Below are 16,192 nucleotides of genomic sequence, written 5' to 3' on the forward strand. Positions count from 1 at the left end.
TAAACTTTAGTTTCGACTGCTACCCATGCCTCCGTCCAGGCCGCCCATGCTCAGACCTGTCGCGATGGACTGCGCTTCGAAGTCCGCAAGCCGAGATGGCAGGCGATACTTAAATACACGAACGTCCTCTGGCAGCTCGAACAGGTTGGACAAATGTAACGTCCATCGCTCCAACATTTGCTCGATGGCTGAGTAGTGTTTCACGAGTTCGGGCACATCCGCATCGAAGGCACCCATTCCACCCGAGTAAGTGCCCATGCTACCCCTAGACATAGCAGGTATCGCATATGCAGAACGTGGATTGATCTGCGCATATCGCTCATTTCCAACGATTTCAGCGATGCTTGAGTTCGTCTGGGCGATGATCTGCTGCGTACGGTCAGCCATTTCATTGTCCATGATCCCCGTTTGAACACACCACTTGAGAACCTCTGGCCAGATGATCCGCCTAACATCGTGGTGATGATCGAAATCGGAATCGGCCAGTCGCTGTGTCAAGAATAGCTTGATCTTCTGCTTTTCGTCTTCACTAACTACCGTCAAAGCAGCCAGCGTCTCTTGCAGGTTGAGTTCAGGCTCCCGCAACACCTGATCCTGAAAGATTTGATGTAGCACTCGCAGTGGCTGTCGCTGGTCCGGTGGCAAGCTCGACCAATAAGGCCGCCAATCCCAGGCGGTAGGCAGCAAATAAGATTCGAGGTCTCCTTTGGAATACGGCGGATTCGACGGGTAGCTATGCCGATAAATCTGATCTAGTGGAGTGCCTGCCAGCCTCTCCCAGCTTCGCTTGGATCGGTCCTGAGATGCCTTTGGCATATCTGAGTAGGGCAGTTGAATCGCTCCGGCAAGTCGCATTGCGTAACGGCTAAAACTGTATTTCCATTGCTCTTCGATTGTTAGCTTGGCACCGGCTGATTCCAAATTCGATAGTAGTTTTACTACCAAGTCTCTTGGTAATTCATCTGGCTGGAACCTTTGCCGTTGCTCTCCGAACTCAGCAATATTGGAGAATGAACTAGGGTCTACTATCCCCATGACTGTCCAGTAGCAGGCCATGTAGCTTTGCTTGTTGCAGTTCTCTAATTCCTCAGCCACCGTAGCAATTAGAACCGCTGGAGGCAACTTCGTCGCCTCTGCCAAGAACGTGCTCATCCAGATAGCCTCATGCGAGGTGCCACCGATTATGATGCTTCCCCATTTGCGGGACTTGCGAATGATCTGATCGAAGACTTCACGCTGTTGCTCAGTCGATTGAGCGAGTGCAATAAGTGCGCGGATTGCGACGCTAGCGGTTTCAACCTCGCTCTCGCGACTCATCAGCGCCTGCCACTGCTCGTAGGTGTAGCCGCGATAGGTGGCCGCGTTTTCGGGTGGTTGCTGCATCAGCGATTCTAATTCTCGATCGTCGATGCCCCCCTCGGTCTTGGGCACGGTTTGCATCTCCATGCTCATACCCAAATGACGCGTTGCTTGCGCTGGTTGGCCGGACCAAAATTTCGGCAATTCTGAACCGGGAGTAAGCCTAGCTTCTGGCAACTGCGGACCTTGTTGTTTTGAATCGCCAAGATTCAACTCCACATTTCCATGCGGGTCAACGTTGGCTGCAGCTCCGGCGGGTAACTGAATTCTCGCAAGCGTGCCGTCAGATTTCTTGACGGTCAACCAAATACCCAGTGCTAGGCCGATGGGAAAGAAACTGGTAGCCAGCGTCCAACGAAGCCAGGGTGGAATTCGGCTGCGGCGCGAGCTGCCCGATTGCATTGCCGGTGATGGAGCGTTGTCAGATAACGCTATGGGCTGAGACAATTCGGGGGCTTTCAGAGCCAAGCTGACCAACTGTGCTAGGTTGGCATCCTGGCCGAGCGCGGCAAGCTGCTCAGATACCTGCTGAGTGGAATCAGGGCGACTTTCGCGCTGCTTGGCGGTCAACCTTTCAATCAATTCGACCAGTGGTTGACTGCCCTGTCGGTACTGCTGCGGCACGCGAATTGGCTGGTCGGAAACATGTCCTTGCAGCTTGGCAAAGTTAGTCGCAAAACGCGGACCACTGTAGGGCACCGCACCGGTCAGTAATTTGTACAGCGTGCAGCCGAGCGAATATAAATCTGCCCGTGCGTCGACGCTACGAGCATCGTGAATCTGCTCTGGCGACATGTAGTCGGCAGTGCCCAGAGTCAATCCGGTAATCGTGCCGCTGGTGTCACCCGTCGCTGAGGTTTGCAAGCGTGCGAGGCCCAAGTCCAACAGCTTGACCTGCCCAGACGAATTGATCATTACGTTGGATGGTTTTACATCGCGATGAATCAGCCCGTTGCGATTGGCATAGTCCAGAGCTGCGGCCACTGCACCTCCAATCGCCGCCACCACCTCCGGCGGCAACGGCCCTAGGCGCTGAGCGATGCTGCTCAGGTCCATGCCATCAACGTACTCCATTACCAACACCGGCTGACCAGCCAACTCGCGCGCATCCAGCGCCGCCACAATGTTCGGATGGCTGAGCTGCCCCAGCGTACGCATCTCGGCTTCAAACCGCTGCACCGCACGCCTGTCCGCCAAGCGTCTGCCAGAGATAATTTTCACCGCCACATCGCGCCCGAGCCGCAGATGTTGCGCCCGATAGACCATGCCCATGCCACCCTGCGCGACCGGTTCCAGAATGCGATAGTCACCCAGCTGCAAGGGCAGCTCGAACTGGTCAGCCTGTGTCTCATCGCCGGCTCCGCCCGCAATCACCGCCAGAGCGCGAGTGGTAGACCAACGACAATCAGGCTCACCAAAGTACGCGCTGTCACCATCTTTGACGTGCAGCAGTTGCAGGACATAATCAGATGGCTGCTGCTCTAGCCGCTGGGCGCGCCCACGACACTGATCGCAGTCCTGAATATGCTGGACGAGCGAGTTTTCGCTCAGCTCGTCGATTCTGCCAGCCATCAAGTCGCTCAGCACCGATTCGTTCGGACAAGCTATTGCTTGCATGGCCACTCTCCCAGGGTATTCTTCGTCAACATAGTTGGGCATGTTTGTCTGCCCTACCTATTAGAACGCAACCGCCTGACAGACGACAACGTTTGGGGTTTTCTACCGATATTTTGTCGCTCTGGGACGGAAGCCGACTGTGGGAACGCTCCTCTTTACTACCAGCATTCTGCCCCAACCGGGCATTTAGGCGAGCTGAGCTGTAGCCGGTTTCTGAGATGTTGTTGGTCTCGCGGACAGTCCAGGCCCCAGTGGGGCACGACATCGGTAGAAACGTTGCGGCACAAATGATTGCAAGTTCCATCGGGACGGAATATCGCCCGTCGCTCGACCTATCTTACCTCGCGAGAAGTCCTCCGGCTGATCTCGGACCGATATCCAACCGCTTGCGCCTTGGTGCGATTGCGGGAGACCTTCAAAATTTTGCTCGGGTCGCAATGGTCCACTACTGCGGCAATTCGCCGAGCCGTTGCTTGAGCCGGCGTAGAACACGACAGCGGGCTTGATAGACCGAGGCGATGCTGATGGAAAGCTGCTGAGCTACCTCGGCCGCCGAGCGATTTTCGATCGCGGTCATTCGAAACGCTTGCCAGGTGCGCGGTTCAAATTCCTCCTCGACCATCTCTAAAACTCGCCCGATCAGTTTAGCTTGAAATTGACTGCGAGAATCCTCATCGTGCTCAAGGTCTGGAACGGCTTGCAGCCAAGCCAGCGCGTCAGAACCACCAGTAGCCTGAGGCTGCCCTGTCCGTCGGCGGAAGAAATCGGCCAAGCGTGTACGGGTAATCGTCGCCAGCCAAGCGCTAAAACTGGCTCCAGGCCGCTGGTGATCGAACTGATGAATCTTACGCGCTACAGTTGCAAACACATCTTGAACCACATCCGCCGCATCATGTCCTGGCAACCCCGCACGGCGACACCAAGCATAAACTATCGGCGAAAACGACTCAACCAATCGACTCCAGGCCGACGCTTGCATTTCGCAGAGTCGCAACAAAAACTGCGACGACAAACTGGGCGACTGGGTCATGATGGACTGCCTGTAGGCTGGGCGCTATTGTCGGGTGATGCTGGAAACACGATCAACGAATCGACTGACACATCGGCCAATCGCTGCGCAAGCATGATTGCATCTAGCAGTCCATCATAACCACGACTTACCATGTATGCCATTGGTCCGCTGACTACTAGCAACTCTCCTGGTATGCCTCAATAGCTTGTATCATCCGCCGACTGTCCATATTGGTGTTGATAAGTGGGCAAACTGATTTCCACTGACTCGCGCTAATCATGCCAAGTGTGGCGCGAGCAGCTCGTGCAGCTTTTTCAACGTGCGAATCCACTGCATGCGCATGGCTGCTGGAGAAGCGTTCAGTCGCTGAGCGATCTGATCGTGGGACAATTGCTCGAAGTGTCGCAGGCGAATCAGCAGTTGTTGCTGCGGAGTCAATTGTTTGATGGCAGCGGCTAGTTGCAGGGCGTCTTCGTTAGCGGCGACTTGTTCAGCAGGAGATGCCGTGGAACCACTGGCCAGCTGTGCGATACGTGAATCGGTCAGATCTAAGTCGGTCTGCAGATGTTCACAGCGTTGATCTCGCTTGAGGGTCCCATACGAACGGCGGATTTGTTGCAAAACCGCGCGGCGCACAATCATCCGCAGCCAAGCCAGTCGTTCGGCTTGACTAGTACCTCGAAAACCAGTGGAACCTCGCCAAGCGTCCAACATCGCTTGCTGGACAATGTCCGAGGCGTCAACGCGACCACGCAGTGCGACCGGTAGCTCGCGCTGCGCCAGCTCATGCAGCCACGGACGTAGCGGTCCAATCGACCAGCTTTCGCAGAGCTTTGATTCCGCCTCGCCAGCAGTTTGATGTTGCGATTCGAATTGCGTCATCGCTCAGCCGCTTTCCAGCTCTTCGTTTTCGATCGCGACAACCAGCCGACCGTGTACCCATAGGCTGCTAGCCACAGCGGAGCTTGCATGGTTCCAATTGTAACTAAAAGCCATGTCGCATCGTGCAGACTGGAGACTTGGCGATAGTAACCGGTAACTTGATTCGGTGTTGAAACTGACTGCAGAAAGTGCGAAACGTGGGGACCCTGCCAAACCAACAAGAGCATTAACCCAGCACAACCAAACAGTGCGATCAACGCCCACCAAAATCGCCGGGAGCGCATCCCAAGAAAGAATGCTGGGACGGCGTAAAACCAGAGCACTCCGTCAATTGCCGACAAAACTGTAAGGGAAAATCTTGGATTGTTCCAAAGTACAGCATGCTCCATCCACAAACCTTTCCATGCCATCAAGGCCATCATGATTACGGCTGGCGAGATCAATAACCACTTGAGAGAAAACTGCCTTCGCCGCCAAGCGTATACAAACATGTATCCTGGCAAGATGGCTCCAAAGAATCCACACAGCACATGGAAAAACCGATCGACCAACCAATCTTGAAAAGTTCGCTTTTCCCCGGAATCTATCGAGCTGTACAGCCAAATTCTGGGATCGCTTACGACTGGAAACACTACACTGGCTGCGACCGAGGTGGTTTGGGTGCCATCCTCAGGTCCCGCCGGAAACAACTGGTCGATGAACTTCGTTTTGATGCCTTCTGGGGTGTCATAGTTGACGGCGAATCCATCACCGTGGCGCGCCCACTGCGTCTCCCAGCGAGTGTCTAACTGATAACCGGCGGCAGTCAGGTGGGATTCGGACCAAACCAATCGCCCATCGGTAATGTCAAATAACGATCGGCTGAGCAGCGACCCAACGCACGATAGCAACCAATAGCGTGGATCGTCGGTTGCGATCAACTGCGCCCTTAGTGGCGCTGATGCTTCCTCGTACATCTGCTGCCATAGCAACTGTCCATTGCGATCGTAGCCAGCTAGCGAGCTTTTTTCGCAGACCAGTCGCCGCAAGTCGCCGTTAGGCAATTGGACGGTGGCGGCCGCCAAGATTTGTCGGTAGTTGCTATCAGTCTGCACGCTGGTTGTGGTCTGTACAAGCTCTGATTCATCCACTCGAAGCTCGACAAAATTCAGAATTTTAGTACTTGCCGATGCTTCTTCGGGAACTGCCAATGATAGTTGCGATTCTACTTGGCGACCGTCACTATGGGTTCGCTCCAAACTTTGATAGGGGCGATTCAGTCCTGCCATGTGACTGAACTTTGCGTTTCGGAAGAGGTGCTGGCTGCGCTCATCACCTGTCTTAGGATCAATCAAACTCAAGCGCACACCACGGTCATACTTGGTGCCAACATCGGGTTCCATCACGATCAGGCTGTTGGTACCATCGGCATTCAATAGGCCGCTCATCCACAGCTCACTTATAGGCTCGCCTTGTAGACTGTAACGATGCGACAGTGATCGTCTCCAAAGTTCACTACCTTCGTTGCCCGACAATGCAACTAGCCCTTTCGCCTGATCCACTTTATGGCTGGCGGTTACGATGCAATCATCGAAGCCATCACCATCGCAATCCATGACCACGATCGACGGCTGAGTACCACGATCGCCAATTCCGTATCGGAGCTTCCGATCGGTTTCAACGTCCTTCTGCCAGCGCACCGTACCACTCGTTGAATTCAATCGCCACACACCAATCGTTTGATTGCGCAAAGGAGCCCATCGAAGGTCAATGGGATCGTTTCTTGGCCCCAGTACGAACACATCACCAGAGCCATCCGCACACGTTTGAGTGGCTATAATCCGATCGGCCAACTGAACCCCAGAAAAGTCGTCCCGTCTTCTGCCGGTTTGGACGTCGAACCATTTCATAGAATCTCGCACCGAACTGTATGGCGATCGGCAATAGGCTAGCGCCTGCTGACCTAGGCGAACAAAGCCAGCCGTCCCCCATTCACTAGACAACGGATGTTCCCAGATGACTTGCTTGGCTTCCACATTGATCGCCGCAATTCTCAGGTGGTCACTGTCGTTAACCAGTGCGCAGAGCTGACCGCTGTCTGAGGTCCATGTGCCGAGTAGTTGTTGGTTGAGCGTAAGCCGCGACGGCGCTTCGATGGTTTGCCAAACTATTTTGCTGGCCTGCTCCCGCTCGATTCCGGACCGCTGGACATAGTAGCCACCCTGGGCATTAGCTTGTCTGGTCAACATGGTCAAACCTGGGGCGACTCGTGGCAGCTCGTCATGTTTTAAGTCAAACCGCAAGCTAGCGCTACTCAGCAATCTGGACGGATCGCCAGAAGATGACTGCATCCTGTCACTGCGCAGATTCCACCACACCAGCGATACTTCCAGGTACTGCGAGCCCAAAATGCGACAGCCGACAATCTCGTAACTGACCTGTTCCAAATAATGCGGAATGTTGGCAACCGGGTGACTAAGCAGTTTTAATCGCCGTCCTGTACGCCCACAAAGTACGTCTATCATCAGATACAACATCTGTGGTTTGTCCATAGACTTTATAGCCCACACCATCTGCCGATTCGACAGACCATCCAGATCGCACAGCGTAACTACGGCCAATTCGTCGACTGCGTCACCGTTAATATCGGGGACTACACAAGCCCGTTGCGGGACCACTTCAAAGGATGACAGTCGAGCCGGCTTGTTCCAGAGGAGCTTTCCGGCGACTGCATCTCTGACCTGAATCGATTGATAGGGCACGGACTGGCTTGAATCATGAACCCTCGAAAAGTAGATTTCGTCGATGCCGTCGTGATCCAAGTCAGCGACCAGCGGAAAATCGCTCTGCTCAGTTCCGTATAATGACTGCGAATACAGCATGGGCTGCCTGTCATGCCACATCACCGACTGCTGATCGACATCGTACAGCACCAAATCGTCGTCCTGGAAATCTGCAGTTACTGGAGCGTCCACGTCCAGTCGCCCAACAAATAGCAATCCCTTGCTACGATCCTTGCCAAGTCGCACTTCGCGCACCAAGTCAGCCATCGGTGGATGCAGTGTAGACAGGGACTTTTTGGCGTGAGTGGAAATCAGCGATTCATCTTGAACGTCAATCTCTTGCAGAGGGACTGGGTCTGCCTGATTACCACTGGCCAGATCGAAAAACATAAGTCCCGTTTGCGGGTGCCAAACTGCGACATTCGATTGCCCTTGACGATCCATGAAGTGAATCGGCGGCAAGATTGCCAACATAGCCGGCAAATTGGAGCGGATCGACTGTAGCCCTGTTTTAGGCGTTTGACGAATCGGCCGGTACGGTTGAATCATGAACATTTCTCTGGCAATCTGCTGCATTAGCGCTGGCCTGGGAAGCAACCCGGCGCGTGGCCAACGGGATGCCAATTCGGTAACAATAGGGGCTATCGACTGTGTCCAAATCACTTGGCCCGTTCTGCCGTCGACGACACTCATCTGGGAGAAGACCTGCGAGCCCTTTTTTGCCACATCCATCTCTCGTTGGGTCACCACGACGATCTCTGCGACGCCGTCACCGGTGATGTCGTCCGCCAATCGCATTTGGCTAACCGCACTCAGTTCCATTGGTCTCCAATGTTGAATCGGTTGTGCCTCCTCAGGTATTTCCACTGGCAAGCGCACGTGCCACAACATATTCCCCTGATGGTCTATAGCAGCGATCACCGGCTTCCATCTGGCAGACAGGACCATGTCTACATGACCACTGCCGTCTAAATCCGTTGACGGCGACAAAACGCGCGCTGGCATTGCGACGTTGGGTTGCACCGCCCAGTACTGATCCCAAAGATCGTTTCGATGAAACCCAAAGTCGATCGACTGCATAAGCTGCTCGGTGGAAGCGACCCTTGGAACTTGGGCCTCGCTCGATTCTTCATTGTCGTCAGGTACTGATGGGCTGAAGGTAGTCGACAACTGGAACAGCAACTTGCCTGCAGGACCATAGGCCGTCAACTGTTGCTGATCGATGGTAACTAACGTGCAGTCATTGGGGTTTTCCACGCAACGGACCTCCGTAACGAGCTGACCCTCGATGTCGATCTCCGGTGGACCTGGATACCCATCCAGGTAGTGCATGACCATGGACTGTCCCGGCAATAGATGCATGGTTGCCGGCTGACTGAATCTGCCAGGCTGAGCTATCTGTATATCGTAGGAACCCGTGCGAATTTGCTGTGGCTGCTGCATTGGCAGCGTGACAGATTCTATCTGCCGCTGCGAGCCAGGCGGGCCGCTGGCATTAGCCAATGAGATGACGTAGGGCCCCCCTGATGAAGTCAATTTCCATCGCGCCATTAGGCGGTCGGCATAATTCCGGTACATGGCGACCGATCCCAACAATCCGACTGTTGCCACAGCAGCGGCGACTGTGGCAATCCAAATGCGATTGGAATGACGAATCAGGCGACGCTTTAGTACCGTCCACACCGACATACGTTGTGCGGAAATGGGGCGATCATCGCGAAGTGCTGTCAGATCGTCTAACAAGTCGATGGCCGTCGCGTACCGATCGCGCGGCGATTTTTCTAGACATTTCAAGATCACGATGGCCAGCGATTTTGGAATATCGGGCGACAACCCAACAGGGTCTCTTGGTTCATCCGACTGGATAGCGCTCAACAGTTCCAGCGGAGAACTTGCCTCAAAGACGGACTGCCCGGTGGCCAGTTCAAACAGTGTAGTTCCTAAAGAATAGATATCCGTTCGATGATCGACCGCGGCCGAATGATTCGCTGGCTTGGACCGAAATTGCTCCGGACCCCGAGCATCTCCAATGGTCACAGTCAGCTGGTTCGACCAAGCGACTTCCGGCGGAAGCTGTGCGGCGCGAATCTGTTCGGGGCTCATGTAACGTGGCGTACCCAACATGGCCTGGGATAACGTGAGCGTAGCGTCTAGGGTTCGATAGGCCAACCCAAAGTCGGCCAACCAGATCAAGCCACTGGAATCTTGCAACAAATTTCCAGGCTTGATATCGCGATGCACCACGCCACATGAGTGCGCATAGCTGAGCGCAGTGCAAATTTGAATCCCTATTTCCACCACACGCTTCCAGGGTAACCCACGCGGATGATCACCAATTACTTCAGATAGTGGTTGGCCATCGATTTTCTGCATGGCAAACCAATGCAATCCTTGCGTCTGCCCTGATTCGTAGATAGGAACGATTTGCGGATGCTGCAATGAAGCGACCGTTTCCGCTTCGCGAGCAAAGCGACTAGCGATTGCCGGGTCGAACGTGGCTCGCGGCAAAACTTTGATAGCCACAATTCGGTTGAGCGAAAGCTGCCGAGCTTCGTAGACTACCCCCATGCCGCCTCGCCCTAATTGTCCGAGTATCTGATAGCCGGGGACGTTGATCTCATGCTCCGACGATTCCAACTCCTGTGAATGCGCATCGGCAGTAACGAGTCGGCCCTTGAGTGGCGCCGGATTGGAACTAGAGTGACTGACCGCTTGTTCATGCTCCTCGTTCAGCGGATGTACTTCGTGGAGTCCACTGGCGTGAAGGCATTGCAGCACGCTCACTAACGGCTTGAGCTGTCCGACCAAAGCCTCGTCGCCTTTGGCTAATGGTAATAGTTCGGGCGATTTTCCGAGCCTAACCTCGGCTTCCCAGTGCTCCAATAATTCGGCCAGTCCTCCATCTTGAGCGCCATCTTCGCCTGTAGAGTCGTGTGGTCTGTCGTCTTGTGCTGTCATTGACTGGTTCAACTCTGCTAGTGGCTTCTACCGATTGGCCGCATGCCCACCGGGCCGCGCGCATTTCTGGCTGCGAGACCTTACGAATTCCCTATGTTTTGGCTCAGTACAGCTTCGTATCAGCAGTGCATTGCGAAACATCCCCGAGCGATGCCCACACGATTAAACGAGGCTCCCGTGCAAATGACGGACAGACTGGCTATATCATAAGATGCCGAATTTTGGTGGGCGCAACAGCGATTGCCAGGCCACCAGTTTTAAGATCGTACTCAGGACCGAAAATGGCGTCGTTGTGGCAAAAAAGCAGGCAAGAAAATGCTGCTCGAACAGCCTTACATCGAGATGCTGCCTTTGCGGAAGTCGGTTTTGCCGAGCATGACATTGATCAGTACCGGCTTGCCCCCACCTGCAATGGCTTTGGCTTGCTGCAAGGTGGCTGTGACTTGTTGAGGATCGTCGATGCACAGACCGACTCCACCGTAGCCTTCGGCGACTTGATGATAGTTGGTCCGGGCAAGTTCCGTGCTGAGTGCCGTGCCAAATATTTCTACCTGTTCGCGAGCAATCTGAGTCCATCCGGCGTCGTTACCGACAACGGCGATCACGGCAATGCCATGGCGTGCATAGGTATCGAATTCGGCCAAAGAATAGCCGCATGAACCGTCGCCGTATAACAGCCAGATTTCTGATTTTGGACGCACACAGCCAGCGGCCAAGGCAAAGCCGCCACCGGAACCGAGTGTACCGAACGCCCCAGGGTCCAGCCAGCTCAGTGGGCGCCGCGGTCGCACAATGTAGCTGGCGGTGCCGACAAAATCTCCTCCATCGCCAATCAGTAGGCTATCCTCATCCAACACTGCATCGAGCTGCCTGAGGAATTTGACCGGATTAACGAGTTCTCCTGTGACCGCTGCAGTGGCATCAATTTCCGCTTCGCGCGCCGCATCGCGCTGCTGCAATTGTGCGTGCCACTGCTGCCAGCGCAATGGCGGCGTTCCGCAGACTCCAGACAATCGACAGAGCAAGTCGCCGGGATCCGCCAGCACGGGCAGCGTGGGTCGTCGATTGAGCTTCAAATCGTGGCGGCTGCGATTGATCGATACCAGTGAACAACCGCGTGGAATGCCTCCTCCGTAGCCCAAGCGAAAGTCAATCGGCAGACCCGCCAGTATGACCACATCGGCTTCGCGCAAAGCTTTGCCACGCGCGTGACGAATGTGCAACGGATGTGTACCCAACAACCCACGAGCCATTCCGCTCAGATACGTCGGCACACCCAAGTGAATTATAGCGCGTTGCAGCTGATCGACTTGAGAAGCGTCCAGCATGGCTTGGCTGCCAACCACCAACACCGGACGCTCGGCCCACGACAACGTGGCTTTAACTTTGTGTATCGCTTCTGTCTTGGCCAATGGCACGACCGGCGCTATGCTGTCGTCGGCAGGCGAAGCGTCCCACGCGCGGGCGAACTTATTCTTGAGGTGCCAGTTTAGATACTTGCGCAGAAGATCAGTGGCCAAACCCTTGCCGCGCGCCATATCCAGTGACCATTTGCTGACGATGCTTTCCTGATACAACAAGTCAATCGGCAATTCGACGAACACGGGCCCAGGCACTCCTGACTGTGCGCGGCGCAGGGCTTGCTCGATCGTGGGCACGATGGACCGAACCGTCTTACACGTGGCGGACCATTTGCAGATGCTCTTGACCAAGCTCAATTGGTCGATGTCTTGCAACGAACCACGACCTTTTAGCAGCACGGCGGCGGCCCCACCCAGCAGCAGAACCGGAGACTGAGCCATCTGCGCATTCTTGAGCGCCGTGATGGTATTGGTGACACCAGGACCGGCTGTGACCGCTGCCACACCAACTTTGCCGGTCAGCCGGGCGGTGGCGTCAGCGGCAAATACAGCTGTAGCTTCGTGTCGTGCATCGACGACGCGAATCCCGGCTTGATCACAGCCAATCAACAGCGGTGATATGTGCCCACCGCACAGTGTGTAAATCCACTGAACCCCATGGCGTTTTAATACGGCGGCTACCATTTTGCCGCCATGCATCTCTGTTTGCGTCGTCATTGTATAATTATTCGTGATCGCTTGCCGATCAGAAACTGATCTGCGCGTGGTTTATCGAATTAAGGAACACTGATGTTGGTCAACTGGTTGCCCACTTTGGCACGCATGGCAGCAATGTCTGCAAAAGAGATGATACCGTTCTTATCGATATCCAGCAGGGAACTTGAATCGACATCCGCTCCAACACCGGCGCGAATGGGAGAAATATCCGCAAAAGACACCGTATACATGCCATCGGCGATTCCACTAGTCTCGCCACACAAATGCCCGATGTAATAAACCTCCTCATTCATCAAACCGGTATTGGCATTAGCTTTGATGGTTATTCTCAGCCAACGATCCACAATCGAATTGTCAGGCCATAAGATCAGGATTTGATCGGGCGAGCCTGCGGCGACTGTCACCGATGATGGCGCTGGTGCCGGTTCCCAACCGGTTGGAGGGTTGGAGGCTGTTGAAAACGCACCGTGCGGACTGACCTGGAATCTAAAATCGGTGGCTGTCAGTCCGGCCGGATTGCCAAGGCCAACCACTTCAAAATTTACCCCAGTCAGGCCGGTGGCACAGTTGACTAGATTGGCAAGTCCTAGTGGCGTTGACGTTGCACCAGCTTTGAATAGCGACTTGGCGGCATCCACTGGGCTGCCGTCGCCTTGCCACTGGTTGTAGTACACCTTGCCCGTTAGGACCTGTGAACATTGGTCTGTGCCAAAGCTAGTGGGGTCATCGGGATCGGTGCAGTTGAGGAACTCTTGATAGTCCAAGTAGCCATCCATGTCACGGTCGATGCCCAAGCGTTGGCCGGTACCCGCAGGCACTACGGTAAACGTGACCGTATTTCCGTTTCCGGTGGCCGCCACTAACTGGGCTTGTGTAGCCTGCTGGCCGGGATTGTCCGCTACGAAGACACCGCCTTGCCAGAGAAAGCCCCGAGGTCTATCCGAGCCATGCGCTTTAGCGATCAACTGCAGCCGCCCAGGTGCTCCATTGACGATGGAAACCAGCGAATTGAGTCGCGTGGTGCTTTGAGTCGGCGTGCGGATCGTCTCTTGCTGACCGACGGCTGCGTGGCTGTCCTTGCTAAATACACCGGGCGGTTCGCGCAAGTTCGTGCCATTGTTGGTCACACCGAAATCTGAGCCGCTCCACGCCAACAGCAGCGCCACCAAATTGGCAACTTCTTGATCGGACTGAACGCGAAATGGGCCAAGTGCTACGAATTGTGAAAGACTGGGAATACTACCATCGTGCAGCAGTCCAAACCCCGACAAGCTGGGATTACCGGGAGTCATTTCGAACCCCACCTTTTCATGAAGATTCCGCATTTGTGGCACCTTAATCGTGCTTTGGTGCCCCTCGGTCGGATCAACCCCCATCACCGCTAAGTGATTCTCGTTATGCGGTCCACGCGGGATGGTCACCCACCGGCTCAGACCAGCATCCCAGGTCCGTTCGGTGCTGCCGCCCGAAGGCAGTGTATGGCAGGTCACACAAGCCAGCGCACCGGCATCCAATAGACGCGACTGGCTGCGATAAATGCTCAGTCCGTTTACCGCATTGCCATTGGGTAACGTTACACCGGCAGCACGCGTGAAACGCCCCGTTGCAAAGTGACCGCTCAGATTAAGCGACGTGGGCAGCGCATTGTTGAGATTACGAAACGGATTGGGAGGAAATGTGAGCGTTGCCAGAAAGCTCTTGAACTCTGCCATTTCCAAAGTGGTAAGTCCTGTGTCGCGACCTTGGAGCGCCGAGAACGCTCCATTAAATTCCTCGATTCCAAATCGGTCGCCTCGCCAGTGCAGCGGCTCGTGTCCGATGATGTCCTGCAATGTCTGCGTAGTCATCGGCCCCTTCATCGGATGGAAGTCTGTCAATTCGAACAGCGCCTGCACATTCAGATCTCGCTGGCTCAAGGGAACCGTGTCTCCCGATGGATCGCCCAGATCCCAAGCCAGCCGGTCCATGCGCCCATCCACGTGACACGAAGCACATGCAATCTGGCCAACGGCTGATCCCTCATGCGTGTTGTACAGATGGCGACGTCCATTGCGAACTTCGGCGGGAGTCGGATCAAAATAGCGGACCACCGCCGACTCGGTGCCGGTCGTCAAGTTGATAACCGACACCGAACCGTCGAAGCGATTGAGCACATAAAGCTGACTGCGGGATTCGTCGAGCGCCAAACCGGCTGGTCCCTCGCGAACCGGTATCGGTTGTCCGACGCGTTGCCCCGCGCTGTTGATAGCGATCACATTGCCCGATCCCATGCCAGCTACATACGCCTGGCTACCGCTGGATGACCATACGATGGCTCGTGGGTCACCAATTGCTTTGGCTCTTTCGGTAGCGGGCAATGTCGCGCCGGTAAACTGAGCAACCAGCGGCGCGTTCAAGTCAAAGCGGCCCGCTGACTGGAGCGTTGCGGGATTGGCAAACGCCGCCAATACCTCAATGAACTGTCCTCTCAACAGCGGCTCAAACCGAATTTCATTGCGCGCATCGGTACCCACCACGCAAATCTGGCCTGTGGCAGGATTGACCGATACCGACATGCACAAATTCATCAGTCCGGTCACGTAGCTAACCGCCAACGAGCTGGCGTTGACCACAGCCACATCATTGTCGATCAACGTCCAGCCGGGATAACGTCCCGAAGCTGAAGCATTCGCACCATCAACCCACGGCGACCAATTTGTGCCAGCGTCATCGCGCCATACACCTTGCGCATCCTGACGCACAATCAACGCAACGCGTGGCGGAGTACCGGCCGCAATGTTCCTCGGAGGATTGAACACTGCGCCTGCATTGGGCGGAGGATTGAGGCCGTTATAGGGACCTGCCGGATTGGTCACGATGTCTGGCGGAAATGTTCCCTGTAGGCCATTGTCCAAGCTCGTCGCACCTCCAGCCAACAGCGTACTGCAATTGCCTGAGTGGAAAAAAGCCGCGTACACCTGGCTACGGTCTGAGCTGACCGCCATAGCGCGCGGGCTCAGACCTTGCAAGGTAATGTTCGATGGAGCGGCCAGCACATTGCTGGGATTGAAGACCTGAATCGCCCTCGGTAATCCACAGGAGACAAAGGCTCGCTCAGGAGATCCAGCAAAGACGACATCCCAAGGATCATTCAGCGTAGCGATCGTGTGAGTGATGTTGCCGGTGGTGACGTTGATGATCGTAATGCTGTCCGAAAGATTATTGACCACCCACAGTTCCGCATTGGTGCGGAAGCGGACACTCACCGGCTCAAGCCCCACCGCAATGCTGGTCCACAGAGCAGGTAACCCTTCGTCGAGCGAAAAAACTTCAACCCGCATGTCGGAGGTATTCACTGCTGCCAGCAGACTGCCGTCGGGACTGAGATCAAGTCCATGGATCGGAGCATTTTCATAATTGACGAACGATGTAGGCGGCACCTGCGCCTGTACGACAGGTATCGCGATGAATGCAGCAATCAACAGCGCGCGAATGGACGCAAACATAGCTACTAATTCTCAGGCCCGGGGATGGACGATTGCGAT

At 55.1% G+C, this 16,192-nt stretch carries 7 protein-coding genes; all 7 read right to left on the minus strand.

From position 1 onward, the window contains the following. Positions 1 to 6 precede the first annotated feature (6 nt). Positions 7 to 2,976 carry a serine/threonine protein kinase gene (locus tag KF752_05205; protein ID MBX3420939.1) on the minus strand — a complete coding sequence of 990 codons (2,970 nt, stop codon included), beginning with the start codon at positions 2,974 to 2,976 and terminating at the stop codon, positions 7 to 9. A gap of 445 nt (positions 2,977 to 3,421) precedes the next feature. Next, positions 3,422 to 4,006: a sigma-70 family RNA polymerase sigma factor gene (locus KF752_05210; protein MBX3420940.1), complete on the minus strand. Its 585-nt coding sequence runs from the start codon at positions 4,004 to 4,006 to the stop codon at positions 3,422 to 3,424. Further along, positions 4,003 to 4,140, minus strand: a complete 138-nt coding sequence (locus KF752_05215) for a hypothetical protein (GenBank protein MBX3420941.1) — start codon at positions 4,138 to 4,140, stop codon at positions 4,003 to 4,005. Before KF752_05215 ends, KF752_05210 begins: the two co-directional genes overlap by 4 nt. A gap of 124 nt (positions 4,141 to 4,264) precedes the next feature. After that, the gene (locus KF752_05220; GenBank protein ID MBX3420942.1) at positions 4,265 to 4,870 is read right to left on the minus strand and encodes a sigma-70 family RNA polymerase sigma factor; all 606 of its coding nucleotides are present in this window, start codon (positions 4,868 to 4,870) and stop codon (positions 4,265 to 4,267) included. Continuing rightward, the gene (locus KF752_05225; protein ID MBX3420943.1) at positions 4,867 to 10,590 is read right to left on the minus strand and encodes a serine/threonine protein kinase; all 5,724 of its coding nucleotides are present in this window, start codon (positions 10,588 to 10,590) and stop codon (positions 4,867 to 4,869) included. The genes KF752_05220 and KF752_05225 overlap by 4 nt, the downstream gene beginning before the upstream one ends. Before the next feature lie 332 nt (positions 10,591 to 10,922). After that, positions 10,923 to 12,668 carry a hypothetical protein gene (locus tag KF752_05230; GenBank protein MBX3420944.1) on the minus strand — a complete coding sequence of 582 codons (1,746 nt, stop codon included), beginning with the start codon at positions 12,666 to 12,668 and terminating at the stop codon, positions 10,923 to 10,925. A gap of 59 nt (positions 12,669 to 12,727) precedes the next feature. Continuing rightward, on the minus strand, positions 12,728 to 16,153 hold the full coding sequence (locus KF752_05235; protein ID MBX3420945.1) for a hypothetical protein: 3,426 nt from the start codon (positions 16,151 to 16,153) through the stop codon (positions 12,728 to 12,730). Positions 16,154 to 16,192: the final 39 nt, after the last annotated feature.

The sequence above is a fragment of the Pirellulaceae bacterium genome, assembly GCA_019636385.1.
Taxonomy (GTDB): Bacteria; Planctomycetota; Planctomycetia; order Pirellulales; family Pirellulaceae; genus Aureliella.

Excerpts from the sequence above, each read along its gene's own strand:
- KF752_05205 (MBX3420939.1), bottom strand. The coding sequence starts at position 2,976 with ATGCAAGCAATAGCTTGTCCGAACGAATCGGTGCTGAGCGACTTGATG.
- KF752_05210 (MBX3420940.1), bottom strand. The coding sequence starts at position 4,006 with ATGACCCAGTCGCCCAGTTTGTCGTCGCAGTTTTTGTTGCGACTCTGC.
- KF752_05215 (MBX3420941.1), bottom strand. The coding sequence starts at position 4,140 with ATGGTAAGTCGTGGTTATGATGGACTGCTAGATGCAATCATGCTTGCG.
- KF752_05220 (MBX3420942.1), bottom strand. The coding sequence starts at position 4,870 with ATGACGCAATTCGAATCGCAACATCAAACTGCTGGCGAGGCGGAATCA.
- KF752_05225 (MBX3420943.1), bottom strand. The coding sequence starts at position 10,590 with ATGACAGCACAAGACGACAGACCACACGACTCTACAGGCGAAGATGGC.
- KF752_05230 (MBX3420944.1), bottom strand. The coding sequence starts at position 12,668 with ATGACGACGCAAACAGAGATGCATGGCGGCAAAATGGTAGCCGCCGTA.
- KF752_05235 (MBX3420945.1), bottom strand. The coding sequence starts at position 16,153 with ATGTTTGCGTCCATTCGCGCGCTGTTGATTGCTGCATTCATCGCGATA.